The organism is Rhodopseudomonas sp. RCAM05734 (assembly GCF_052658035.1).
This window is the reverse complement of record NZ_CP199742.1, coordinates 291099-314068: the sequence shown is the minus strand read 5'-3', so window position 1 is coordinate 314068 and position 22970 is coordinate 291099. Positions and strand designations below refer to the sequence as shown.

General features: G+C 61.5%; 25 protein-coding genes and 1 pseudogene. 13 read left to right on the top strand and 13 right to left on the bottom strand.

What is annotated here, in order from left to right; genetic code table 11:
• Window positions 1-36: 36 nt before the first annotated feature.
• Together ACUXVA_RS01565 and ACUXVA_RS01560 are read right to left on the bottom strand one after the other, a co-directional pair.
• Complete coding sequence (locus ACUXVA_RS01565; protein ID WP_445490523.1) at window positions 37-477, bottom strand: ArsC/Spx/MgsR family protein; 441 nt, start codon at window positions 475-477, stop codon at window positions 37-39.
• A 12-nt stretch (window positions 478-489) separates the two neighbouring features.
• A complete protein-coding gene (locus tag ACUXVA_RS01560; protein ID WP_265083553.1) occupies window positions 490-921 on the bottom strand; it encodes a response regulator in 432 nt (143 codons plus the stop codon).
• Window positions 922-1354: 433 nt separating this feature from the next.
• Between ACUXVA_RS01560 and nifH the strand changes: the two genes are divergently transcribed.
• The 10 genes from nifH to ACUXVA_RS01510 all read left to right on the top strand — a co-directional run bounded on the left by nifH (window position 1355) and on the right by ACUXVA_RS01510 (window position 10169).
• Complete coding sequence (gene nifH, locus ACUXVA_RS01555) at window positions 1355-2260, top strand: nitrogenase iron protein (protein ID WP_265081857.1); 906 nt, start codon at window positions 1355-1357, stop codon at window positions 2258-2260.
• Window positions 2261-2386: 126 nt separating this feature from the next.
• Window positions 2387-3118 carry a nitrogen fixation protein NifQ gene (locus ACUXVA_RS01550; protein ID WP_413776444.1) on the top strand — a complete coding sequence of 244 codons (732 nt, stop codon included), beginning with the start codon at window positions 2387-2389 and terminating at the stop codon, window positions 3116-3118.
• A 95-nt stretch (window positions 3119-3213) separates the two neighbouring features.
• A complete protein-coding gene (irr, locus tag ACUXVA_RS01545; protein WP_265083555.1) occupies window positions 3214-3648 on the top strand; it encodes a Fur family transcriptional regulator Irr in 435 nt (144 codons plus the stop codon).
• Window positions 3649-3881: 233 nt separating this feature from the next.
• Window positions 3882-5096, top strand: a complete 1215-nt coding sequence (gene nifV, locus ACUXVA_RS01540) for a homocitrate synthase (protein ID WP_265081858.1) — start codon at window positions 3882-3884, stop codon at window positions 5094-5096.
• Between the two features lie 7 nt (window positions 5097-5103).
• Complete coding sequence (gene cysE, locus ACUXVA_RS01535) at window positions 5104-5898, top strand: serine O-acetyltransferase (RefSeq protein WP_265081859.1); 795 nt, start codon at window positions 5104-5106, stop codon at window positions 5896-5898.
• Window positions 5895-6245, top strand: a complete 351-nt coding sequence (gene nifW, locus ACUXVA_RS01530; protein ID WP_445490519.1) for a nitrogenase stabilizing/protective protein NifW — start codon at window positions 5895-5897, stop codon at window positions 6243-6245. Before cysE ends, nifW begins: the two co-directional genes overlap by 4 nt.
• Before the next feature lie 295 nt (window positions 6246-6540).
• On the top strand, window positions 6541-7386 hold the full coding sequence (locus ACUXVA_RS01525) for an electron transfer flavoprotein subunit beta/FixA family protein (RefSeq protein ID WP_445490517.1): 846 nt from the start codon (window positions 6541-6543) through the stop codon (window positions 7384-7386).
• 11 nt (window positions 7387-7397) lie between these two features.
• The gene (locus tag ACUXVA_RS01520) at window positions 7398-8507 is read left to right on the top strand and encodes an electron transfer flavoprotein subunit alpha/FixB family protein (protein ID WP_445490515.1); all 1110 of its coding nucleotides are present in this window, start codon (window positions 7398-7400) and stop codon (window positions 8505-8507) included.
• An 11-nt stretch (window positions 8508-8518) separates the two neighbouring features.
• Window positions 8519-9826 carry an FAD-dependent oxidoreductase gene (locus tag ACUXVA_RS01515; protein ID WP_265081861.1) on the top strand — a complete coding sequence of 436 codons (1308 nt, stop codon included), beginning with the start codon at window positions 8519-8521 and terminating at the stop codon, window positions 9824-9826.
• Window positions 9827-9872: 46 nt separating this feature from the next.
• Complete coding sequence (locus ACUXVA_RS01510; protein ID WP_265081862.1) at window positions 9873-10169, top strand: ferredoxin family protein; 297 nt, start codon at window positions 9873-9875, stop codon at window positions 10167-10169.
• A gap of 121 nt (window positions 10170-10290) precedes the next feature.
• On the opposite strand, the gene ACUXVA_RS01505 is transcribed toward ACUXVA_RS01510, so the two are convergent.
• Window positions 10291-10857, bottom strand: coding sequence for a carboxymuconolactone decarboxylase family protein (locus ACUXVA_RS01505; RefSeq protein WP_445490512.1), 567 nt, complete (start codon window positions 10855-10857; stop codon window positions 10291-10293).
• 5 nt (window positions 10858-10862) lie between these two features.
• The gene (locus tag ACUXVA_RS01500) at window positions 10863-11417 is read right to left on the bottom strand and encodes a peroxiredoxin (RefSeq protein ID WP_265083556.1); all 555 of its coding nucleotides are present in this window, start codon (window positions 11415-11417) and stop codon (window positions 10863-10865) included.
• A gap of 194 nt (window positions 11418-11611) precedes the next feature.
• Here ACUXVA_RS01500 and ACUXVA_RS01495 point away from each other — a divergent pair, with 194 nt between their 5' ends.
• Window positions 11612-11818, top strand: a complete 207-nt coding sequence (locus tag ACUXVA_RS01495) for a TOBE domain-containing protein (protein WP_265081864.1) — start codon at window positions 11612-11614, stop codon at window positions 11816-11818.
• Here the strand turns inward: ACUXVA_RS01495 and ACUXVA_RS01490 are convergent.
• Window positions 11802-12398 (bottom strand): DUF2478 domain-containing protein, encoded by a 597-nt coding sequence (locus ACUXVA_RS01490; protein ID WP_445490510.1) that lies wholly within the window; start codon window positions 12396-12398, stop codon window positions 11802-11804. The genes ACUXVA_RS01495 and ACUXVA_RS01490 overlap by 17 nt on opposite strands.
• A gap of 128 nt (window positions 12399-12526) precedes the next feature.
• Window positions 12527-13288 (bottom strand): molybdate ABC transporter substrate-binding protein, encoded by a 762-nt coding sequence (gene modA, locus ACUXVA_RS01485; protein ID WP_265081865.1) that lies wholly within the window; start codon window positions 13286-13288, stop codon window positions 12527-12529.
• Window positions 13289-13575: 287 nt separating this feature from the next.
• Between modA and modD the strand changes: the two genes are divergently transcribed.
• The gene (gene modD / locus ACUXVA_RS01480) at window positions 13576-14433 is read left to right on the top strand and encodes a ModD protein (protein WP_445490507.1); all 858 of its coding nucleotides are present in this window, start codon (window positions 13576-13578) and stop codon (window positions 14431-14433) included.
• Window positions 14434-14470: 37 nt separating this feature from the next.
• Here the strand turns inward: modD and ACUXVA_RS01475 are convergent, their stop codons facing one another.
• Complete coding sequence (locus ACUXVA_RS01475; protein WP_445490505.1) at window positions 14471-15223, bottom strand: hypothetical protein; 753 nt, start codon at window positions 15221-15223, stop codon at window positions 14471-14473.
• A 543-nt stretch (window positions 15224-15766) separates the two neighbouring features.
• Here ACUXVA_RS01475 and ACUXVA_RS01470 point away from each other — a divergent pair.
• Window positions 15767-17155 (top strand): ATP-binding protein, encoded by a 1389-nt coding sequence (locus ACUXVA_RS01470; RefSeq protein WP_445493383.1) that lies wholly within the window; start codon window positions 15767-15769, stop codon window positions 17153-17155.
• Between the two features lie 192 nt (window positions 17156-17347).
• On the opposite strand, the gene ACUXVA_RS01465 is transcribed toward ACUXVA_RS01470, so the two are convergent.
• The 6 genes and pseudogenes from ACUXVA_RS01465 to ACUXVA_RS01440 all read right to left on the bottom strand — a co-directional run bounded on the left by ACUXVA_RS01465 (window position 17348) and on the right by ACUXVA_RS01440 (window position 22889).
• Complete coding sequence (locus ACUXVA_RS01465; protein ID WP_265081868.1) at window positions 17348-18796, bottom strand: homospermidine synthase; 1449 nt, start codon at window positions 18794-18796, stop codon at window positions 17348-17350.
• Between the two features lie 127 nt (window positions 18797-18923).
• Window positions 18924-19328: a nucleoside diphosphate kinase regulator gene (gene rnk, locus ACUXVA_RS01460; protein ID WP_265081869.1), complete on the bottom strand. Its 405-nt coding sequence runs from the start codon at window positions 19326-19328 to the stop codon at window positions 18924-18926.
• 262 nt (window positions 19329-19590) lie between these two features.
• A pseudogene (locus tag ACUXVA_RS01455) lies at window positions 19591-19974 on the bottom strand (RidA family protein); the annotation flags it as partial.
• A gap of 54 nt (window positions 19975-20028) precedes the next feature.
• A complete protein-coding gene (locus ACUXVA_RS01450) occupies window positions 20029-20628 on the bottom strand; it encodes a GNAT family N-acetyltransferase (RefSeq protein ID WP_265081871.1) in 600 nt (199 codons plus the stop codon).
• 109 nt (window positions 20629-20737) lie between these two features.
• Complete coding sequence (locus tag ACUXVA_RS01445; RefSeq protein WP_265081872.1) at window positions 20738-21880, bottom strand: type III PLP-dependent enzyme; 1143 nt, start codon at window positions 21878-21880, stop codon at window positions 20738-20740.
• 757 nt (window positions 21881-22637) lie between these two features.
• Window positions 22638-22889: a hypothetical protein gene (locus ACUXVA_RS01440; protein WP_265081873.1), complete on the bottom strand. Its 252-nt coding sequence runs from the start codon at window positions 22887-22889 to the stop codon at window positions 22638-22640.
• Window positions 22890-22970 lie beyond the last annotated feature (81 nt).

Here is a 22970-nt window from a genome sequence, read left to right as displayed (position 1 = left end):
CCAGCGTCATGCGCGGGCGCGATGTCGTTGAAAATATCATAGGGCTGACGATTTCGATGTCGGGTCAGGGTCCGGACAGTGTTGCGACGGTCCAGGACGACTGCAGCCTTCGGCGTCAGCGTTCGCGGTGCCGCCGAGCAGCGATATTACGGGTTCGCGATCGAAGCCTGCGCACCGCAGTCCGTTCGCCTCTACCAGCGGCCGGCGAATGAGGAGCGGATCTTCGACCAGCGTCGCCAGCGCCGCGGCGGCATCGAATGCCCCGGGATCGATCTCGCCCGATTCGATGCGGGGAGCGGCAGCATTGAACCACGAAGCGACCGGAGTCGCTCCGAAGAATTCGCGCAGGCGGTCGCCGGTCCAGGGCTCCGTCAGGAGGTTCTTCGCGGTGATGACATGGCCTGCAGCCGCCAGCAGCAGCTTCTGCCGGGCATTGGTTCTGCAGCCGGGCTTCTCGTAAAAGATGATTTCCGTCATGGGGCGTGGTCGTCAGAGGACGCTGAGCTGAACGAGCGGTGATGCGCCGCCGCGGCCCAGGATGGTGTCGACCTTCTTGCGGACAGCTTCCAGCGTCAGCGGTTTGACCATCGCGCCATGCGCCCCGGCCTTCAGTCCCTCGATGGCGACGGCCTCGTCGGCTTTGGAACAGACGATGAGAACGCGCACGCCGGGAAATTTCGCCGTGAGTTCTCCGATCAGCGAGCTGCCCCTGTCTCGAAGGAAGGATACGCCGAGCAATACGACATGCGGCTGCAGCCAGCCGACGCCCTTGTCGTAGGCCTCTTCGGGGCTGATCAATTCGTGGGTCTCGATTTCATCATGCAGCATGAACTGCAATGCAGCGCGCGTGATTTCATCCTCGTCGATGACGAAGACCCGACGCTGGTCGACGGCTTTTGAAGTCTCGACGCCAATCTGCATTTCAGCCTCCGTGAGATTGCGAGCATGTACGGTCGTAGGGCCCGCAGGGCTCCAAGCAAATTCCATTCCGGGCAAGCAGATGCGGAATTCGCACGGGACGTCGCAGCGCACGAGGCGGCAGCGTCCGGCCCGCGACGATCGTGACATCCTTGTCTGATTTCCAACAGCCGCCAGACAGCCGGACCGACCTGTCGCGTTTGCCGCTTCCAGAAAAATTGAAAAAATTTGATGTTTCAGAAGCTGAATCATCAGCTTAGCGCGAATGGCACGGCGGTTGCTATTGAGGGGGTGGAACAAGGAGTGAGGGCTGAGTGCACGCAGACGCTTTGACGAGTGATGCGCTCCTTCCCGTAACCCATGTGCCCGGTTCTGTAACAGAAAAAGTTTCGTGCAATCGCGCGAGCTCAATTGCAATCGGTTCATGGAGAACAAAATGGCTGCACTACGACAAATCGCTTTCTACGGCAAAGGCGGCATCGGCAAGTCGACGACGTCGCAGAACACCTTGGCGGCGCTAGCCGAGATGGGACACAAGATCCTGATCGTCGGCTGTGATCCCAAGGCAGATTCGACCCGGCTGATCCTGCATGCCAAGGCGCAGGACACCATCCTCAGCCTGGCCGCCGCCGCCGGCAGCGTCGAGGATCTCGAACTCGAAGAGGTCATGAAGGTCGGCTACCGCGACATCAAATGCGTGGAGTCCGGTGGTCCGGAGCCCGGCGTCGGCTGCGCCGGTCGCGGCGTCATCACATCGATCAACTTCCTCGAGGAGAACGGCGCCTACGAGGACATCGACTACGTGTCCTACGACGTGCTGGGCGACGTGGTCTGCGGTGGCTTCGCGATGCCGATCCGCGAGAACAAGGCGCAGGAAATCTACATCGTGATGTCCGGCGAGATGATGGCAATGTATGCCGCCAACAACATCTCCAAGGGCATTCTGAAATACGCCAATTCCGGCGGCGTGCGCCTCGGCGGTCTGGTCTGCAACGAACGCCAGACCGACAAGGAGCTGGAGCTGGCCGAAGCAATGGCGAAGAAGCTCGGCACCCACCTGATCTACTTCGTGCCGCGCGCCAACATCGTGCAGCACGCCGAGTTGCGCCGCATGACGGTTCTGGAATACGCGCCGGAATCCGAACAGGCCCAGCATTACCGTTCGCTGGCGACCAAGATCCACGCCAACGGCGGCAAGGGCATCATCCCGACCCCGATCACCATGGACGAACTCGAGGACATGTTGATGGAGCACGGCATCATGAAGCCGGTCGACGAGAGCGTTGTCGGCAAGACCGCCGCCGGACTCGCCGCCGATCAGCTGGCAGCGATGTCCGCCTGAGGACTTTCAATCGAGACGACCCGGCCCCTCTCAAGAGGGGTCGGCTTCTACCAGCCGCATCCGCTGAACGAGATGCGCGCGCGATCTGGATTTGAGCCTGGACAAACGGCTTTGGAGCGGCTTGCAATGATGGTGGCACCGCAGGAAATCTTGATTGAGGCTCCGCCTGTTCGTGATGCTGCCATGGGCGAGGACGACAACGTTGAGAACCTGGGGGCGGCAACCTACCGCATGTTGACAGGCCTCGGCTCATCTGACGCTTTGATCGACGACGATTTCAATTTCGACAAGCATGTCCTGGCATCGATCCTTGCGGCTGCCGCGTCGGACTGCGGTGGCATCGCGATTGGTGCCGGTCTCGCGACCGCAGATATCGTCAGCCTCCTTTTACAATGGTTTCCCGACGTTGACGCTGTCGCTGTATTCGCTTGCCGCGATGCTGTCGCGGTGGAAGACGACGAAACATCCATGGTGCGCGACCTGTTGCTGACCCATCGGTCGACCGATGGCGACGTTAGTCGCTGGCTTGCGGCGATGATCGCCCGGCGGGCGATGGAGCCGAACCATTTGTGGGAGGATCTCGGCCTTCGCGATCGGTCCGAGCTGACGCGCCTGCTGTTGCGACATTTCGCTCCTATGGCCAGCCGCAATACCCAGAACATGCGGTGGAAGCGCTTCTTCTATCGCATGCTCTGCGAGCAGGACGGCTTCGTAATGTGCACGACGCCCGTGTGCACTGACTGCAGTGACTTCGACATCTGCTTCGGCGACGAAACCGGTGAAAGCCGGATGGCGGACCGGCGTCGCGAATCTTCGCTGCAGGCGTCCGCTTCGCAGGCAGCATCTCTCTCATTGTAACCGAGGTAGCGTTCATGGAGGTCACAACGGCGAACTGGGACATGGTCTCGGCGGACTCCACCATCACCGCCGAGAACGACGTTCCATCTGAGCTCATGTTCGGCGCTCGGGATACGGAAATCTTCCAGAGCGATAACGTCAATCTGCTGCGCCGGGCCGGTCTTCGACCAACACGGCAGCGGCTGGTCCTCGGCTGGCTGCTGTTTTCAAAGGGTGGTCGTCACGTCAGTGCGGAGATGCTGCACGAGGAGGCGAAGGCCGCGAACGTTCATATTTCGCTGGCGACGGTCTACAACACGCTGCATCACTTCACGGAAGCCGGGCTCTTGCGGTCGATCGGCGTTGATGGATCGAAGTCTTTCTTCGATACGAATCCGACAGCGCATCATCACTTCTTCGTCGATCAGGAGGACAGGCTGCTCGACGTTCCCGCGCCAGGCGTCATCCTTGACAATCTGCCGGAGCCTCTGCCGGGATACGCCATTTCGCGCATCGATGTGATCGTGCATTTGCGACGAAAACAGAGATGAGTGCGTGACCCGATCTGGTGCCGCAATAGATACTGGTTCAGCCCTGAACGTGTCGAGACATCGCGTCAGGTTCGTGACGCTGTCGCGATTGCGACAATTGGTCGAAGCAAAAAATAAAAGCGAAAACAATGACATATATGCGACGGGCGATGGCATGCCGGTTGCTCTGTATCCACCTATGAGGGTGCGTCCGGGATCGTGTTGCGACGCCGTTACATCAGGGGGCCTAATTGATGAGCGAGCCGCAGAAATTCGATAAGGCCCACAGCGGCCTTCGTTCTGATCGCGCAGCCGTTGGAATCGGCCGAACTGCTCGGGTTGTCCTCAACGACACAACGCTGCGGGACGGCGAGCAGGCGCCGGGTGTGGCATTCAGCACCGTTGAAAAAGTCGCAATCGCTCGTGCCTTGGCGCGCGCGGGTGTTCCCGAGATCGAGGCCGGCACACCGGCGATGGGTCGCGAAGAAATCACCGCGATCCGCGCGATTGTCGAGGCCGGACTGCCGCTCACCACAATTGCCTGGTGCCGCATGCGTATCGAGGATGTTGACGCGGCAATAGCGTCGGGCGCTTCGATGGTCAATCTGTCTGTTCCCGTGTCCGACGTGCAAATCGCTGCGAAACTCGGAGGGAAGCGTTCCAATGCGTTCGAAATGCTCCGACGCGTGGTGGGCTACGCGCGTAGCAAGGGTTTGGATGTTGCTGTTGGTGGTGAGGATTCGTCACGCGCCGATATCGGATTTCTGATCGAGGTCGTGGCAGAGGCAGAGGCAGCAGGCGCGCGTCGGTTTCGGGTCGCCGATACGCTGAGCGTGCTCGACCCCGACGCCAGCTACGCGTTGATGGCAGCCTTACGCGCGACCACCGAACTCGAATTGGAGTTTCACGGTCATGACGATTTGGGTCTGGCGACGGCCAACACCCTTGCAGCAATCAAGGCCGGTGCCACCCATGCCTCCGTCACCGTGATCGGGCTCGGCGAACGTGCCGGCAATGCACCGCTTGAGGAGGTTGCCGTGGCGCTGCGGCAATTGTACCGGCGCGAGACGGGCATTGTGTTGTCCCAGCTTGGCAACGTTGCGGCAATCGTGGCGACGGCTGCGGCCAGAGTGATTCCGCTCAACAAGGCGATTGTTGGGGAGCACGTCTTCACCCACGAATCGGGTATCCATGTCGACGGGCTACTGAAGGATCAGCACACCTACCAGTCGCTCGATCCGTCGTTGTTCGGCCGCTCGAACCGGATCGTCATCGGCAAGCACTCCGGCCTTGCGTCAATCACGTCTCTGCTCTCGGATCTTCACATGCCGGCGGACCCGGAGCAGACGCGCGGCATTCTGGCGCGCGTCCGCGAATATGCGGTTTCTCATAAGGGTCCGGTGGCCCGCGAGACCGTCGCGCAAATTTGGCGCGAGATCCGCAACGAGCACCTGCCCAATTGCGCTTGAGGCTCACATGACCGACGCAATGGAATTTCCGGTCAGTAGACCGAGCACGGAGGCGACGACCGCCAAGCCGTCGCTACTGAGCCTCATCAGGGAAGACGTCGCTTGCGTTCGCTTGCGTGACCCCGCTGCGCGCAGCGAGTTTGAAACACTTCTGACCTATCCGGGCGTTCATGCGCTGATTTGGCATCGTATGGCCCACCGCCTGTGGGCGAACCAATGGCGCTTCTCGGCGCGACTGTTATCCTGGCTTGGCCGCTTTCTGTCCAACGTCGATATTCACCCCGGCGCAAAAATCGGCCGCCGGTTCTTCATCGACCATGGCGCCTGTGTTGTCATTGGAGAGACCGCGGAAATCGGCGATGACGTCACGCTCTATCATGGCGTCACGCTGGGTGGCACCTCGTGGTTTCCCGGCAAGCGCCATCCCACGCTGGAAGATCGCGTGGTTGTGGGCGCTGGCGCGAAAATCCTGGGGCCGATCGTTGTCGGACAAGGCACCCGCGTCGGCGCCAATTCTGTCGTCATAGAGAGTACGCCGCCGGACGTAACGGTCGTCGGCATTCCCGCGCGTGTCGTGCGCCCGCAATTGAGCCACCGGCGTGCCGTAGGGCACATCGACCTCGACCATCACCTGATCTCCGATCCAGTCAGCGAAGCGATCTCTGTCGTGCTGGACCGCGTCGAGTTTCTCGAAGCGCGGCTCGCGCATCTGCAGAAGCGCGTCCGTGAAGGGACCGCGCCGGACCGCAACGACAGGGGCGGCGCGGATGTAGTTCATCGATCTGAAGGAGACACGCCATGAAAGGCTCTTCAACCTCGCAATCGGAACTGTCGGGCGTCCTCGATCAATTGAACAAGGCATCCTCGGCGGAGGATTTTTTTGCGTTGCTCGGCGTTGATTACGACCCCAAGCACCTCAATGTGGTGAGACTGCATATTCTTCGTCGGATGGGGCAATATCTCGTCAGCGAAGATTTTGCAGGCATGTCCGATGCCGATGTCACGCAACGATGCAAGGCGGTTCTCGAACAGGCCTATGCGGACTTCCTGGCGTCGTCGCCGCTCGACCAGCGGGTGTTCAAGGTCTTGAAAGACGCTGTTGCACCTCCGAAGCCACAGAATTTCGTTTCGCTTACGACGCTGAAATAGGCCGACGGTCGTAGACTCCATTTGCTTGGCGCGTCCTGCTGACTGCGGGGAGACGTGCAATGCATGCGCGCGACCTGGCGGCGTGTTGACGCGTCGATTGTACGTCGTCGCTCTGCTGTCGCTTTCCCGACGCGTGTCGCAATTGTTTCGTTTCAGCATGCGCCGATGCGCGTCGAAGAATGTCGGCTCTCGTTCAATTCGTTGTGTGAGCATCGATTTTCGGCCGCTGCGGCGGCTGGTATGACACTTGCTAACCTGTTCTGTTGAGGCCATCGAGCTGACGCGGAGTCATCGCATGCATATCGTCGTCTGCATCAAACAAGTTCCGGATTCGGCGCAGATCCGCGTTCATCCGGTCACCAACACAATCATGCGCCAGGGCGTACCGACGATCATCAACCCCTACGACTTGTTCGCGCTCGAGGCCGCCCTTGCGCTGCGCGGCAAGTTTGGCGGTGAAGTGACCGTACTGACGATGGGGCCGCCGTCGGCCGAAGACAGCCTGCGCAAGGCGCTGACCTTCGGCGCCGATCGTGCGGTCCTGCTGACCGACCGCTTCTTTGCCGGTGCCGACACGCTGGCGACCACCTATGCGCTCGCTACTGCTATCCGCAAGATCGGCGAGATCTATGGCGCACCGGACATCATTTTTACTGGGAAGCAGACCATCGATGGCGATACCGCGCAGGTTGGTCCCGGTATCGCGAAGCGGCTGGATCTGCTGCAGCTCACCTATGTGGCCAAGATCGGTGCGCTCGATCTTGCGGGGCGTACCATTGAGGTGGAGCGGCGCTCGGAAGGCGGTGTGCAGCCGCTGCGCACCAAGCTGCCATGCCTCATCACCATGCTGGAAGCGACCAATGAAATCCGCCGCGGCGCCATGATCGACGCCTTGCGCGCTGCTCGCTCCACCATCGTGAAATGGAGTGCGCAGGACGCCGGCGTCGAGGATATCTCAAAATGTGGCCTGAGGGGCTCGCCGACCATCGTCAAGAAGGTCTTCGCACCGGCACCCCGCGCCGAGAAAGCGATCATGATCGACATCGGTGACAAGCCGCCGGCTGAGGCACTGATTGAGGGCATCTTCAAGCGGCAGCCGAAACTCGAAGCGGACCTTATCACGCTGGCACGCGGATATTGAAGGGAACGACGATGAGCGAACCGATCAAAGCTCCAGCCCCTGCCGCTGCCGGACGCGCAGCGACAAAGAAGGAACTGCCGGAGCATTTCAAGGGCTATAAGCACGTCTGGGTGTTCATCGAGCAGGAACGTGGCCTGGTTCATCCGGTGTCGTGGGAGCTGATGGGCGCTGGCCGGCAACTTGCCGACAAGCTCCAGGTTGAACTCGCGGCGGTCGTCGTCGGGCCGGAGGGCGAAGCGACGCGTCAGGCGGCCGCCGAGGCCTTTTGCTACGGCGCCGATCTCGCTTACGTTGTCGCAGACGATCTGCTGGCCGACTACCGCAACGAGTCCTACACCAAGGCGCTGACTGACGTCGTCAACACCTACAAGCCCGAGATCCTGCTGCTCGGCGCGACCACGCTGGGCCGCGATCTCGCCGGTTCGGTGGCCACCACGCTGCTCACCGGCCTGACGGCGGATTGCACGGCGCTCGATGTCGATACGGATGGCTCGCTCGCCGCGACACGGCCGACCTTCGGCGGATCGCTGATGTGCACCATCTACACCCTCAACTACCGGCCACAGATGGCCACGGTGCGGCCGCGCGTGATGCAGATGCCGGACCGGGTCGAACGCCCGGTCGGACGCATCGTCAGCCATCCGCTCGGACTGATCGAGGCGGACATCGTCACCAAGGTTCTGTCCTTTCTCCCCGACCGTGAATCGGCCAACTCGAACCTGGCCTTCGCCGATGTTGTGGTGGCCGGCGGGCTCGGTTTGGGGTCGCCGGAGAACTTCCAGCTCGTGCGGCAACTCGCAGCAGTACTCGGGGCCGAGTATGGCTGCTCGCGCCCGCTGGTGCAGAAGGGCTGGGTGACCTCGGACCGGCAGATCGGGCAAACCGGTAAGACCATCCGGCCCAAGCTGTACATCGCGGCTGGCATCTCGGGTGCGATTCAGCATCGCGTCGGCGTCGAGGGCGCCGACATGATTGTCGCCATCAACACCGACAGGAACGCGCCGATCTTCGAATTTGCCCATATCGGGATCGTCACCGACGCCATCCGGTTGCTGCCGGCGCTGACCGAGGCGTTCCGTGCACGGCTGTCACCGCATTCCCGCGACCGACTCGCAAGCTAGAGGAGCGTGCCATGATCGAAGAGAGATTCGATGCGATCGTTGTCGGCGCCGGCATGGCCGGCAATGCCGCTGCACTCACCCTGGCGCAGCGCGGGTTGAAGGTGCTGCAGCTTGAACGCGGCGAATATTCGGGCTCGAAGAACGTTCAGGGGGCCATCCTTTACGCGGACATGCTGGAGAAGCTGATCCCGGACTTCCGCGAAGATGCGCCACTGGAGCGCCATCTGGTCGAGCAACGTTTCTGGATGATGGACGATCGCGCCCATGTCGGACTGCATTATCGCTCCGACGATTTCAACGAAGAAAAACCCAATCGATACACCATCATTCGTGCCCAGTTCGACAAGTGGTTTTCCTCCAAGGTTCGCGAAGCTGGCGCCGTCGTGCTGTGCGAGACCACCGTGGTCGAACTGGCTCAGGACGCCTATGGAAAAGTGATCGGCGTGCGCACCGACCGTCACGACGGCGAGGTCCATGCCGACGTGGTGGTCCTGGCCGAAGGCGTCAATGGGTTGCTGGGGACTCGCGCGCATCTGCGTGAGCGGCCGAAGGCCGACAATGTCGCGTTGGCAGTCAAGGAAATGCACTTTCTGCCGCGCGAGACGATTGAGGCGCGGTTCAACCTCAAGGGCGATGAAGGCACCGTCATCGAAGCGGCCGGCACGATCTCACAAGGCATGACGGGCATGGGGTTCATCTATGCCAACAAGGAATGCGTGTCGCTTGGCATCGGATGCCTCGTCGCCGACTTCCAGAAGACCGGGGAGACTCCCTACGGCCTGCTTGAGCGCTTCAAGCAGCACCCGTCGGTGGCGCCGCTGATCGAGGGATCGGAAGTCAAGGAGTATTCGGCGCACCTCATCCCGGAAGGCGGCTACAACGCGATCCCGCAACTCTACGGCGAAGGCTGGGTCGTGGTTGGCGATGCTGCGCAGCTTAACAACGCCATCCACCGAGAGGGCTCGAACCTCGCGATGACCTCCGGCCGCATCGCCGCCGAAGCGATCTTCCAGATCAAGTCGCGCAAGGATCCGATGACAGCGAAGAATCTGGCGCTGTACAAGACAATGCTGGACGCTTCGTTCGTCATCAAGGATCTCAAGAAATACAAGGATATGCCGGCGCTGATGCATATCCAGTCGCGGAATTTCTTTCTCACCTATCCGCAACTGGTGTCAAAAGCGATGCAGAATTTCGTGCGCGTCGATGGCACGCCAAAGGTGGAAAAGGAAAAGAGCACCATACGTTCCTTCGTCAAGGCACGCTCATGGACCGGGCTCTTCGGGGATGCGTTCCGGTTCGCCCGAGCCTGGCGATGACTGACCGAGAAAGACTCTGATCGACCCTCACCATGGAGATCGAAACATGACGACAGTGCCCGCCGTCCGCGTTGAGGACAAGCTGTTCTATAACCGCTACCTGGTCGATGCCGGCCGTGCGCACATCAAGGTGCGCCCGCATACGACACCATCGCCGGCGCTGCTGACCTTGCTGAAGGTATGTCCGGCCCGCTGTTACGAACTCAGCGACAGCGGCCAGGTCGAAGTCACGGTCGATGGCTGTGTCGAATGTGGTACCTGTCGGGTCATCGGTGAGCCCGGTGGCGATATCGAGTGGAGCTATCCGCGCGGCGGTTACGGTGTTCTGTTCAAGTTCGGGTAGGTTCGGCGCATTCGTCGGTGGAACGGCAGCGAGTCCGCTTGATTTCCGCCTGCCGCACGACATTTCGGAAGTCGAATGAAAATATCCCGCGACGGAAGTCGTCGCGGGATATTTAACAAACTCAGTGCCGCGCGGGTAAGGATTGCTCTGCCGCTGCAGCCAGTTCGAGTCCGCCGACTTCGATCGACACCGCGACTGACTGGATGATCGCGGCAAATCGCACCGCAGTCTGGATCGCGGTGGATGTGACGCCGGCGACCAAAAGTACTTTCTCGTGCGCATCGATACAAGCGCCGCAGCCGTTGATCGCCGATACTGCCAGCGACCATAGTTCAAAATCGGTCTTGTCGACGCCCGGATTGCCAATCACATTCATGCGCAGCCGCGCCGGCATCGTGGCGTATTCCTTGTTTGAGGCAAGGTGCACGAAACGATAGTAGATATTGTTCATCGCCATGATGGGGGCGGCCGACCTGGCCGCCGTCATCGCTGTCGGTGAAAGATGGACGGATGCCGCCGCTTCCATCGACGCCATCACCGTCGGATTGCGTGTTGCGATGGCGCAAGCGACGAACAGGCCGTACTTGGCCTGAGCGCTGAGTGATTCATCGGCGGCCATGGAGGACAGGTTGAGCCTGACGTCCTTGGCAAAATCCGGAATGCGATCCTTCAAATCATCGATCGACATGTGCCTCACGCCACCTTGAGGGTTTCGCCGCCCGTTTCACGATTGCAGGCGCACAATTCATCGGTCTGCAGCGCATCGAGCACGCGTAGCGTATCCTTCGGGTTGCGGCCGACGTTGAGGTTGGTTGCGTAGACATGCTGGATCACGTTGTCGGGATCCACGATGAAGGTGTAGCGATAGGCAACGCCATCGGGGGAGCGAACGCCGAGGCCGTCGACCAGCGAGCCCCTGGTATCAGCGAATTGCCAGATTGGCAGATGATGCAGATCTTTGTGGTCGCGGCGCCAGGCCAGCTTGACGAACTCGTTATCGGTCGATCCTCCGAGAACGACTGCGTCCCGATCCGCGAAATCCCCGGACATTCGTGCAAACTCAGCGATTTCCGTCGGGCACACAAAGGTGAAATCCTTCGGATAGAAGAAGATGATCTTCCATTTCCCGGGGAAGCTCGTTTCCGTGAGCGTTTCGAAGGCGCTCTGTCCCTTTTCCTCCTGCACGTGGAAGCCAGGTTTGACACCGACAATATTGAACGACGGCAGCTTGTCTCCGATTCCGAGCATGTCGTAACTCCGTGGGGATTGCCTGTGGCGAACGCCATGTGAAGGCATAAGCAATCGATATGCCATAACCGCTGTCGCCCGACGTGTCGCAAGTACGGCGCTGCTGCGAAACCGAATGACGCATCGGGAAGATTGCAGTAGCGTCAATGCTGCGGAAAGAAATCTGCTTACTCGATATCGAAGGAATAGAATTCATGAAGCTTAGCGCTCGTAATATTCTGCCCGGCAAAATTGTAGCAGTGACCAAGGGATCGACCACGGCGCATGTCAAGATCGAGCTCGCCTCGGGGCTGATGGTGACCTCATCGATTACCAACGAGGCGGTCGATGAACTCGCGCTGAAGGTTGGTGACAGCGTTTCTGCCGTCATCAAGTCGTCCGATGTTATGATCGGAAAGTAGCACCGGGGGGCGCGCCCGCCTTCATGGCGGCGCGCGCGCCTGCTCGTTGACACGAAACGTCTCGCCACCACTCCTCGACGACATTGATTGCGCACAGCAATGTGGTGCCGTGATCGCCGGTGAAATCGCGCCAGGCATCCAGACATTTTTCGGGTACGGCGATCAAAACCGGACAGCCGGCCATGATCGCCTCGGCGATTTCGCTGCGCAGGCCATGCCCGGCGACCTCCTGCTTGGAGAATTTGTTGACGATGATGAGTTCTGCGTCTTCGACGACAGCACGTGATACCGCGATCGAGGCTTCGGCCAGCCCGGCGGGATCGAGCTTGCAGGCGGTGGCGCCGGTGCCGAGCGGCTGACAGATCGAGATCTGCCGTCCGGTCGTCAGGTCGATGACGTGCATGCCGTTTGGGCGGCCGAGCTCATCCTTCAGGTTCCGCTGCACGATGCCGCCGATGTGCTGGCCGTCGCGCAGCAAAGCGGTCGCGAAGTCGGCGAGCAGCGCATCGACGTCGTCGTCGGGGCGATAAACGATGGCAGCCAGATGGTTGGGGTTGATGTCGTGGAAGTCTGGCGTCATGGCGGGTTCTCGCATGGGTGGTCCGACTAAATTTCCGGGGGTGTTTCAACAAGTGCCGTGCCGATGTCCGGTGAGCCTGTCTTCTTGGAGTCTTGCAGGACGAACAGCCGGCAGCCCAGCCATGCCGTTCAGCTCTGTCCGGCGAGGACGTAGCCGTACTTTTCGATGATGGCGCGGGCTTCCGGCCCCTTCAGGAAGGTCATGAACCCGGTTGCGGCCTCGTTGGCGGCGCCGTCCTTCAGCAACACGGCATCCTGCCGGATCGGCGAATAGAGTTCCTGGGGCACCAGCCAGCGCGAGCCGGTCGCCGGACCCGCCAGTTGAGACAGCGCAACGAAGCCAAGCTCGGCATTGCCGGTCTCGATGAACTGGTAGGCTTGCGTGATGGTGGCGCCCTCGACCAGTTTCGATTGCAGTCTGTCGTAGATCTTCAGGGCTTTCATTGCCTCAACCGCGGCCGCACCGTAGGGGGCGGCAACGGGATTGCAGATTGACAGCTTCGCAAAGCTCGAAGCCCTGAGGGTTTCCTCGCCGGTCACCAGGCCGGGTATCTTGCTCCACAGCACCAGCTTGCCGATGGCGTAAGTGAAGCGGCTGGCGGGAACAGCAAGTCCATCCTCCGCGAGCCTCTTCGGTCGGGCGTCGTCGGCGGCGAGCAGCACCTGGAATGGCGCGCCTTGGGTGATCTGGGCATAGAACTGCCCGCTGGAACCGAAGCTCAGCACAACCACATGGCCGGATTTCGCCTTGAAGGCAGCTGCGATTTCCTTGGCGGGTTCGGTGAAATTGGCAGCGACCGCCACATTGGTCTCGGCCGCCGGAAGGTTGGTGGCGGTGAGAACCCAAGTGGCGAGAAAGGTGACATGTCGAATTGATTTGGCAAATCTCATCTGAATTCCTGCTTCGGCTCTGATGGCCCTTGGGATCCGTTCTATGCCGTCATCCCAGCAAGCCGCATGCCGCCGTCTATTGGTCTACGACTTGCTTAGATGCGAGGGTAACGGGCCGTTGGCGCCGAAATCCCGATCCAATGCGCGCGTCATAGTCGCAGTCTCGACATTCATGTCGTTGACCCGACATGACACCCGAACAACATCTGAAGGACCCCATGCATCAAGGCAAATCCTTCGTTCCAGCGGTTGCGACGGCTCAACGGCGCGGGGCGATCGGCTCGCCGATGCCCGCCGCATCGCATGCCGAACTCGAGCGGCTCATCGCCGACGATATTCCTTACGGCGACCTGACGACCGACGCGTTGGGTATCGGCGCCGCCGTCGGTATGATGCAATTTACCGCGCGCGACCCGATGGTGCTGGCACTGGTGGAAGATGCAGCTGCGATCATCGAGATCGCCGGCTGTGGAGTCGAGCTATTCGCATCCTCCGGCTGCATCCTTGAGCCGGGGGCGCCGATACTCACCGCGCATGGTCCGGCAGCGGGCTTGTTGCGCAGCCGGAAGGTCGCGCAGACACTGATCGAGATCTGGTCCGGCGTGGCAACCGACGCCCGCGCCATCGTCGCAACGGCCACCGCCGTTGCACCCGATATTTCCGTCGCCTGCACGCGAAAGAATACGCCAGGTACGAAGCGCTTCGCAGTTGCCGCTGTAAGAGCCGGAGGTGCGATGATGCACCGCCTCGGACTATCGGAGACGGTGCTGGTGTTCCCGGAACACCGCACGTTCCTCGGCGACGAACTTCTCGAGGAAACGGTCGCACGACTGCGCCGCGCCGCGCCGGAGAAGAAGTTGGTGATCGAAGTGAATACGATGGAAACCGCCATCGTAGCGGCTTCCGCCGGTTTTGACGTCATTCAAGCCGAGAAGTTCACGCCGACCGAAATTGTCGACCTTGTCGCAAGGGTGGCATCGACCGCGCGACCACGGCCGATCATTGCCGCCGCCGGTGGCATCCATGCCGGAAACGTTGCTGCCTATGCGCAGGTCGGCGCCGATGTGGTGGTCACGTCGTCACCCTATCTGGCGCGGCCGCGCGATGTTCAGGTGCGGATAGGCCCATCATTGACAGATCGTTGATTGCACCGGAAGTGCTGCAGGCGAATGGTGCAGAACGTTAACCCCGCCGCGCCAGCGATCGCAGGACTCCCTGGTATTCCTCGGTCAATTCCATATCCACCGCAGGAGCCAGGTTCAGCAGCGTGTTGGCAATGAAGGGCTGGTCGTTGCGGGGGTCATCGAGAGCCGCGCGCAGCACCGGAATACTGTCCTCGATGTGCTGCAGGAAGGCGACGCCTTTCTCCAGGGTCTCGGTCCAGCACGCCCGGGTCCAGTTTGCGAGAGGATACATGATCTCGTGAACGAAATTGGATTTGCGCGCCTTCTCGAAAAAGCGCAATCCGCTGTTCCAGTTTTCCTTCGCGCGCATCGGCGGCGGTGAAATGCCGCCCAGCAGCATTTTCTTGCCGGCCTGGCCGACGAAGTCGTCGAGCGTGACCGGCGCGTCGATCTGCGCTCTGAAATGCCAGAGGCCGAACGAGCCTGGGAATTCCTTTCCCATGCTTTCGATCAGGGCGGCCTCGACCTTGTCGACCGCCGCTTTGTCTTGCTTCATCGCTGCAGTCATGCAGAAGGCGAACATCGCGTCGTTGCCGACATCATGAACGCCGCCTTCGCGTAATTGCTCCGGCGACAGCTTTGGAGTTTCTCCGTCCGCGGGGATCGTAGCTTCGCCAGCCTGGTGTGCGGTGATGAACGACGTGATTTCTAACCAGCCCAGGTAGTTCGCGATGAAGGCGTCCGGGTCCACATGGACAATCGCCAGATTGAGCGGCAATTTTCTCTTCTTCAGTTCCGCCATATCCGGCATGGGACACTCTGTTGTTTGGCCTTATGATCCTTGTCGGGTTTGCGCAAAATGCTGACGCAACTCCGACACGGCGACATGCACGAGAATGCTACGCCGTCATACCAGCAAGACAAATGCCAACTCCGTCAAAGCCGGTCCCGAAAACCTGCACAGGACGATAAGTGGAAGTCCCGCCTGACAGCGGCGATAATCGCTGTGAAGGGGCGACCATGAACAGACGACGGGGCGGGAACTATTCACCGGCTTTCAACGCGAAGGTGGCGCTTGCTGCCATCAAGGGAGATCGCATGACCAGGGTAGCTGGCCCAGCCTTTCGATGTTCGCCCCAAACAGATCACGACCTGTAAGGCCCGACTCGAGGGCGCCGCTTCTCGGGTCTTCGGGGGGCGAGGCACAGCGCTCGCGCCCTTAGTCGATGTCAAATCGCTGTATGCCAAGATCGGCGAACTAGGCGCAGGTCGCGACGTTCAGGCCTATGAGGATCGCGAACAGCGCCTTGCCGGAGATCGATCGCACGGCGGGCCCCTGGGGGGCGGTCGCGTGATGAGGGCGGAATCGGACATGGTACGGTCCCTGTCGCCGTCGTGCGCTTGTTGGGCGAAAGGCCGGATGACGTCTATCGAACGTCAGCATCCCCGGTCAACGTTGAGTGGCTATGTTCGCCGCGTCACCTTGACTGCGAGATTTGCGCCGCAAGACGGAAATGGACTACGGTGCCTGCCGAGGAACGCATCATGCGCCCCCGGCAACCGAGCCAAGTCCGAATTTCTGGCAATGATGAGCCATGAACTCCGCACGCTGATGACCGGAATGACGGGCACCATCGGACTGTTGGCGGACACTGAGCTTAGCGAAGAGCAACGGAGTCTTGCCACGATCGTGCGCGAATCGGCTGACGAACTGCTCGTCATCGTCAACGACATTCTGGACTTCTCCAAACTGGAGGCCGGCAAGCTTGCGATGGAGTCGATCGACTTCAGTCTCGAAGACTTGGTGAACGGCGTGACATCGTTGCTCGGCCCCAAGGCGCACGCCAAGGGTCTCCAGCTTAGGACATCCAGGGACGGTGATCTGCCGGCGTACTTGAATGGCGATCCCTCCCGGATTCGTCAGATCCTGCTGAACTTGACCAGCAATGCGATCAAATTCACCGAGCGGGGTGCGGTCCACATCATCGCGTCGCATCGCTCTTTGGCCGACGATGTTGTCGAACTCCGCATCAATGTGAGCGATAGCGGTATAGGTATATCGAGGGCGGTTCAGGAAATCCTGTTCACCCCTTTCACGCAGGCGGACTCCTCGGTGTCTCGCAAATACGGCGGCACTGGCCTTGGCCTCGCCATTTGCAAACAGTTGTGTCTGATGATGGGAGGCACGATCGGCGTCGACAGCGTTCCCGGTAATGGCAGCAGGTTCTGGTTTACGGTGCAGTGCGGGCGCGCAAAGGGGTCAACCGTCTCGGCGCCTTCGTTGCAGCCGATTGCCGAGAAAATCGGTCGGCCTCTCAGCATTCTGGTGGCGGAGGACAGTCCGATGATCCAGGCGTTGATATCAAAATTGTTGTCCAGGCGGGGGCATCGGTCGGATCTGGTCAGCAACGGCAAGGAGGCGGTCAATGCTGTTCAGGGCATCTCCTACGACTTGGTCTTGATGGACGTCCAGATGCCGGAGATGGATGGCGTCACAGCCGCCAGGCTGATCCGCGGCTTGCCCGGGCCCGAGCGACTGGTCCCGATCATCGCTCTCACGGCCAACGCACTTGTCGGGCAACGCGAAGGCTATCTCGCCGCCGGCATGAATGACTATCTATCCAAGCCATTTGAGCCGGCGGAATTCTTTGCCGCGATCAATCGCTGGGGTGCCCACTCGCTAAAGCTGTCGGAGCAAGCCGATCACCCCGAGTATCCAGGGGCTGGCGCCATCGAAACTTGAGTTCGCTCTTGTGGCGTTCCGCTAGGACGAGCCACTCGTGGACCGGGGCAGGAACATGCGGCATCTGCGATGGCTCCAGCAGCTTCGGGTCAGGGCGCCGCGGTCTTCATCATTTTCATCGCTCGACCATCCCGTTCACCCGCGCGGATAACTGCGCGGGTGAACTGTCGCGATGTGAACTTTTGGAGAGTCTCAGCGCACCAGGACGTTCTTGAACTGCCAGGGATCCGACGTGTCGATGTCTTCCGGGAACAGTCCGGGACGATCCGTCAGCGGCGTCCAGTCGGTGTAGTAGCCCTTCACCGGGCCGAGATAGGGGCCCTGGATCTCCAGCAGGCGATGGAAATCGATCTCGTCGGCCTCGACGATGCCCTCGTTCGGATGCTCGAGCGCCCAGACCATGCCGCCGAGCACGGCCGAGGTCACCTGCAGGCCGGTGGCGTTCTGATAGGGTGCCAGTGCGCGGGTCTCCTCGATGGAGAGCTGCGAGCCGAACCAGTAGGCGTTCTTGCCGTGGCCGTAGAGCAGCACGCCGAGTTCATCGATGCCGTCGACGATCTCGTTCTCGTCGAGGATGTGGTGCTTCTCCTGCATCTTGGCGGCGCGGCCGAACATCTCATGCAGCGACAGCACCGCGTCGTCGGCGGGATGATAGGCGTAGTGGCAGGTCGGCCGGTAGACCGCCGTGCCCGATGCGTCGCGCACCGTGAAGTAGTCGGCGATCGAGATCGATTCGTTGTGCGTCACCAGGAAGCCGTATTGTGCGCCGGGGGTCGGGCACCACGAGCGCACGCGGGTGTTTGCGCCGGGCTGCATCAGGTAGATCGCCGCGCCGCAGCCGGACTCGTGGGTGTGGGCGTTCTCCGGCATCCATTTTTCATGGGTGCCCCAGCCGAGTTCGGACGGCTGCACGCCTTCCGACAGGAAGCCTTCGACCGACCAGGTGTTGACGAAGACATCGCGCTGCTTCGGAGTTTTGGCGCGCTGGGTGTCGCGCTCGGCGATGTGGATGCCCTTGACGCCGGCCTGGCGCATCAGGTCCGCCCATTCGGCCTTGGTCTTCGGCTCGTGGGCATTAAGCTGCAGGTCGGCGGCGAGATTGAGCAGCGCCTGCTTGACGAAGAACGAGACCATCCCGGGATTGGCGCCGCAGCAGGAGACGGCCGTTGTCGAGCCTGCGGGACGCGCTTTCTTGGCGGCCAGCGTGGCCTCGCGCAGCGCGTAGTTGGAGCGCGCTTCGGGGCCCTTCGAGGCGTCGAAATAGAAGCCGAGCCATGGCTCGTTGACGGTGTCGATGTAGAGCGCGCCGAGTTCGTTGCACAGCTCCATGATGTCTTTCGACCCGGTGTCGACCGACAGGTTGACGCAGAAGCCCTGGCCCCCACCTTCGGTGAGCAGCGGCGTCAACAGCTCGCGATAATTCTCCTTGGTGACCCCCTGCTGGATGAAGCGCACATTCTGCTTCTCGCAATGCGCCTTGCGGCCCTCGTCCTTGGGATCGAGCACGGTAACGCGCGACTTGTCGTAGTCGAGATGGCGCTCGATCAGCGGCAGCGTGCCTTTGCCGATCGAGCCGAAGCCGACCATGACGATGGGGCCGGTGATTTTCGCGTAGATCGGTGCGGCGGGGGAGGGGGACATCAGCTTCGGGCTCCAGACGGGATCAAGATGAATGCGCTGCTTCGCGCGTGGTTGAGAAAGGACAGTGGGGATGTGACGTCGGAATGAAATCGCGTGATCGAATATCCATGCCGGCCGTGAACGCCGTTCAGTGCCGTTCGCCGACCTCGAGAACGGTCAGCGAACGCGGTTCCCCCGAAGGCGTCTCGAATGGCATCGATTGCCCCGCGGAAAGGCCGATAAGCGCGGCTCCGACGGGGGTCAATACCGAAATCCGTCCGGCTGCCACATCGGCGGAGGTCGGGTAGACCAGTGTGACGTGCTTTGCCTGCCCGCTATTGTCGTCGCGGAACGTGACGTCGGACTCCATGCCGACGATGCCGGGCAAGGGATCGGTATCCGGCACAATGGTCGCGCGCTCGATCTCGCGGGCCAGAAACTCGGCCGTCACCGGATACTTGTCAGTCGCGGCCACGGCGAGCACGTTAAGGCGCTCACGGTCGCTGCGGCGGAGCGTGATGCACGGCAGTTCTTTGCGAAGGGAATGGATCATGGGTTTCACAGCCAAGTGAGGCCCGGCGCGCAACGCGACGAGCATTTCAAGTTGATGACGACGTTGAAATCGAACAAGCCCGGATGGCACGCGCGCGTGCGTCCGGGTCACATTCCTGCTTGAAGGTGACCGGCGCGGAGCAGTAGGCGGTTGCGGGGCAGGTTCGTCATGATGGTCGAAACCTATGGGTCCTGTGGCGAAAGTCAACCGCTGACAGTGCGCTGACGGGCGTGCGGCCCGATCGACCGGCCGTTGGCAATCGGCTGCGACGTTTCGCCGTCACCTCGATTTCGACCTTCATCTCCGGTTTGTAGAGGCCCGCGACCACCAGCAGGGTGGCCGCCGGGCGGATCTCGCCGAGATGGGCGCCGGTGACCGCGAATACCGCATCGGCATCGCCGGCATCGGTGATGTAATAGGTCGCGCGCACGATATCGGCCATGGCGAAGCCGGCCTCCGTGAGCGCGGCACCGATGGTCTTGAAGCAGTTCTGTGTCTGGACCGTGACGTCGGCCGGCATGGTCATGGTGGTGTAATCGTAGCCGGTGGTGCCGGACACGAAGACGAAATCGCCGTCGACCACGGCGCGGCTGTAGCCGGCGATCTTCTCGAACGGCGATCCGGTGGAAATCAGGCGGCGGGTCATGGCGGGTCCCTCGGAAGCGAACAGGCGCGGAAATGCCGTCTATTGGCGTTCAAATCAAGCCGCGTGGGCCAGTTCCGGGCGGCGGGTCGATGTGCGGCGGACCCACTTACCGCTCCCTAAGATGATCCCCCGGGCGCCGTCCAGCGCACCGGGCTTCAATGGCAGGCCAAGCAGGCGAACGCGCTCGAACGGCCCCGGCAGCGCCAGCTCCGCCATCCCGTCGCGCGAGAAGCCGAACCGGCTGTAATAGGGCGCGTCGCCGAGTAACACGACCGCGCTGTGGCCGAGCGCCCGCGCCGCGGCAATGGCGTGCTGCATCAGCGCGGCGCCAATGCCGAGTTCGCGCACGATGGGATCGACCGCCAGGGGGCCGAGCATCAGTGCGGCTCGGCCCCCGGCGTCGACATGCCAAAGCCGGATCGTGCCGACCAGCCGGCCTTGCGCCACCACCGAGAAGGCGAGGCCTTCGGCGGGCAGTCGTCCGTCACGCAGTCGCTGGCAGGTGCGGGCATGGCGCGCAGCGCCAAAGCACACATCCAGCAGAGATTCACGGGCGGCGACGTCGGAGCCCACTTCCGCACGGATCTCGTACGGACGGGCTGCGATGGGCAGGGCAACAGGGGTGTCGGTGGCGGTCTCGTGCAGATCGGTCATGGCATGTCGGTCCCCACTCCGCCGGGGCGGAGTGTTGTCATCCGGAATGGAAGGTGACGGGATGGGAGCCGGACGACCGGCTCCCCGCTTACTCAGGTCCGAGCGAAGCTCAGATGTGGAAGGTGCGCAGCGGCGGGAAGCCGTTGAACGCCACCGAGGAGTAGGTCGACGTGTACGCCCCGGTGCCTTCGATCAGCAGCTTGTCGCCGATCTCGAGGGTTACGGGCAGCGGATACGGCAGCTTCTCGTACATCACGTCGGCCGAATCACAGGTCGGGCCGGCCAGCACGCAGGGCGTCATCTCGGCGCCGTCGTGGCGCGATTTGATGGCGTAGCGGATCGACTCGTCCATGGTCTCAGCGAGACCGCCGAACTTGCCGATATCCAGGTACACCCAGCGCACATCGTCCTCGTCGCTCTTCTTGGAGATCAGAACGACTTCGGTCTCGATGATGCCGGCATTGCCCACCATGCCGCGACCCGGCTCGATGATGGTCTCCGGGATCGCGTTGCCGAAATGCTTGCGCAGCGCACGGAAGATCGAACGGCCGTACTGCACGACCGCGGGGACTTCCTTGAGGTACTTGGTCGGGAATCCGCCGCCCATGTTGACCATGGACAGGTTGATTCCACGCTCCGCGCAGTCGCGGAACACCGACGAGGCCATCGCCAAAGCGCGGTCCCACGCCTTCACCTTGCGCTGCTGCGAGCCGACATGGAACGAAATGCCGTAGGGCTCCAGGCCAAGGCGCTTGGCGAGCTCAAGCACGTCGACAGCCATCTCCGGATCGCAGCCGAACTTGCGCGACAGCGGCCATTCGGCGCCGGCGCAGTCATAGAGGATGCGGCAGAACACGCGTGCGCCGGGGGCGGCACGGGCGATCTTCTCCACCTCTGCGCTGCAGTCGACCGAGAACATGCCAATGCCGAGCGCATGCGCACGGGCGATGTCGCGTTCCTTCTTGATGGTGTTGCCGAACGAGATGCGGTCGGGCGTGGCACCGGCGTCGAACGCCATCTGGATCTCCTGCACTGAGGCGCAGTCGAAGCACGACCCCATGGACGCAAGCAGCGACAGCACTTCCGGCGCCGGGTTGGCCTTCACCGCATAGAACACGCGGGAGTCCGGCAGCGCCTTGGCAAAGCTCTGGAAATTGTCGCGCACGACTTCGAGGTCGACCACGAGACACGGCTCGAGGTCCTGACCTTCGTTGCGGCGGGCGCGGAGGAATTCCTGAATACGTTCAGTCATAGCACTCTCCCAAACGGCCCGGCAAAGGGGTCACGTTCAAAAAATGATGACGGTTCAGCGCTTCCGGACCCAGACGCGCGATGGAGGCGCGGCAAAGCCAAAAGCTCAGACCGTAAGTGCTGCCGTGGATTGGTTGGGAGTGATCCCGCCCGCACACCTGGCAATGAAGGACAAGCCTCTTCGGTATTCGCGCTGGCTGATGGAAAGCCAGCAGAGACCAAAAAAGCCCGATCCGTCGTTGCTTTAAGTCGCGTCCCCCGTTGAGAACGAGGTGCGCCGGTTCGCCTCCGGCTGCCAGTCACGGTTGCAAGGATCAAAGTCGCCTTCAACGGCATCCCTGGAGAGAGATGCTGGCCTCCCGCAAAAATCAGCGGGCGACCCTCGGCTTCCTTGTCCCTTGGCGGCTGTCCGGCCTCTTGTCCGGATACCTACCGACTGACACACGACCACAGGCACGTGCGAAATTGGGCAAGAGTGCAAATAGGTCCTTTGACTCGGGGGCGCAACAATTTTTTTGGTCGCGGGAAAAATTTTTCCCGCGTGCGTGGCGATGCGTCGCGCGATGCGTGCTTCAACTACCGAAGATGAACGGGCGTTAAGCTTCGTGAAGGAAGTGTGAGTGAGTTGGCGGAGCGCGTAACGCACTCAGTTGTCATCCCCGCGCAGGCGGGGGCCAGTAAACGCAGGCATCGGCGATGAAGCGCAAGGCCAGCGATTCCTCGGTCGCCTGGTCAAGCCGGGCGACGACAGCGTTACGTCAGCCGCGGCGGGTGAACGGCTCGATGCGCTGCGCGTTGCGGATGAAGCCCACCATGATGGCGACGCCGGCGAGGAACAGGATCACCTGCAGGATGTGCTCGCCCATGGTGTCGAGCCCGAACAAGATCGACAGCGCCCAGCCGCCGGCGAACGCCGCGCCGAACACCTCGGCGCCGATCAGAATCGCGGCGGAGATCACGGTGACGACGCTGGGCCAGTAGATGCGGCGGGGGGCGGTGGAAGTGGTCATGGCTCGAAGTCCTGTTTCGGCCGGCAATCTCTCTGAAAAAGCCCGCTGCGGCAAGCGCTAAAGGGCGTAAAAAAGCCCCAT

Excerpts from the sequence above, each read along its gene's own strand:
- ACUXVA_RS01490 (WP_445490510.1), bottom strand. The coding sequence starts at position 12,398 with ATGACGCCAGACTTCCACGACATCAACCCCAACCATCTGGCTGCCATC.
- ACUXVA_RS01470 (WP_445493383.1), top strand. The coding sequence starts at position 15,767 with ATGAGGGCGGAATCGGACATGGTACGGTCCCTGTCGCCGTCGTGCGCT.
- modA (WP_265081865.1), bottom strand. The coding sequence starts at position 13,288 with ATGAGATTTGCCAAATCAATTCGACATGTCACCTTTCTCGCCACTTGG.
- ACUXVA_RS01475 (WP_445490505.1), bottom strand. The coding sequence starts at position 15,223 with ATGCCGGATATGGCGGAACTGAAGAAGAGAAAATTGCCGCTCAATCTG.
- nifV (WP_265081858.1), top strand. The coding sequence starts at position 3,882 with ATGAGCGAGCCGCAGAAATTCGATAAGGCCCACAGCGGCCTTCGTTCT.
- rnk (WP_265081869.1), bottom strand. The coding sequence starts at position 19,328 with ATGATCCATTCCCTTCGCAAAGAACTGCCGTGCATCACGCTCCGCCGC.
- ACUXVA_RS01515 (WP_265081861.1), top strand. The coding sequence starts at position 8,519 with ATGATCGAAGAGAGATTCGATGCGATCGTTGTCGGCGCCGGCATGGCC.
- ACUXVA_RS01465 (WP_265081868.1), bottom strand. The coding sequence starts at position 18,796 with ATGTCCCCCTCCCCCGCCGCACCGATCTACGCGAAAATCACCGGCCCC.
- cysE (WP_265081859.1), top strand. The coding sequence starts at position 5,104 with ATGACCGACGCAATGGAATTTCCGGTCAGTAGACCGAGCACGGAGGCG.
- ACUXVA_RS01510 (WP_265081862.1), top strand. The coding sequence starts at position 9,873 with ATGACGACAGTGCCCGCCGTCCGCGTTGAGGACAAGCTGTTCTATAAC.
- irr (WP_265083555.1), top strand. The coding sequence starts at position 3,214 with ATGTTCGGCGCTCGGGATACGGAAATCTTCCAGAGCGATAACGTCAAT.
- ACUXVA_RS01525 (WP_445490517.1), top strand. The coding sequence starts at position 6,541 with ATGCATATCGTCGTCTGCATCAAACAAGTTCCGGATTCGGCGCAGATC.
- ACUXVA_RS01520 (WP_445490515.1), top strand. The coding sequence starts at position 7,398 with ATGAGCGAACCGATCAAAGCTCCAGCCCCTGCCGCTGCCGGACGCGCA.
- ACUXVA_RS01505 (WP_445490512.1), bottom strand. The coding sequence starts at position 10,857 with ATGTCGATCGATGATTTGAAGGATCGCATTCCGGATTTTGCCAAGGAC.
- nifH (WP_265081857.1), top strand. The coding sequence starts at position 1,355 with ATGGCTGCACTACGACAAATCGCTTTCTACGGCAAAGGCGGCATCGGC.
- ACUXVA_RS01495 (WP_265081864.1), top strand. The coding sequence starts at position 11,612 with ATGAAGCTTAGCGCTCGTAATATTCTGCCCGGCAAAATTGTAGCAGTG.
- nifW (WP_445490519.1), top strand. The coding sequence starts at position 5,895 with ATGAAAGGCTCTTCAACCTCGCAATCGGAACTGTCGGGCGTCCTCGAT.
- ACUXVA_RS01450 (WP_265081871.1), bottom strand. The coding sequence starts at position 20,628 with ATGACCGATCTGCACGAGACCGCCACCGACACCCCTGTTGCCCTGCCC.
- ACUXVA_RS01565 (WP_445490523.1), bottom strand. The coding sequence starts at position 477 with ATGACGGAAATCATCTTTTACGAGAAGCCCGGCTGCAGAACCAATGCC.
- ACUXVA_RS01550 (WP_413776444.1), top strand. The coding sequence starts at position 2,387 with ATGATGGTGGCACCGCAGGAAATCTTGATTGAGGCTCCGCCTGTTCGT.
- modD (WP_445490507.1), top strand. The coding sequence starts at position 13,576 with ATGCCCGCCGCATCGCATGCCGAACTCGAGCGGCTCATCGCCGACGAT.
- ACUXVA_RS01445 (WP_265081872.1), bottom strand. The coding sequence starts at position 21,880 with ATGACTGAACGTATTCAGGAATTCCTCCGCGCCCGCCGCAACGAAGGT.
- ACUXVA_RS01560 (WP_265083553.1), bottom strand. The coding sequence starts at position 921 with ATGCAGATTGGCGTCGAGACTTCAAAAGCCGTCGACCAGCGTCGGGTC.
- ACUXVA_RS01500 (WP_265083556.1), bottom strand. The coding sequence starts at position 11,417 with ATGCTCGGAATCGGAGACAAGCTGCCGTCGTTCAATATTGTCGGTGTC.
- ACUXVA_RS01440 (WP_265081873.1), bottom strand. The coding sequence starts at position 22,889 with ATGACCACTTCCACCGCCCCCCGCCGCATCTACTGGCCCAGCGTCGTC.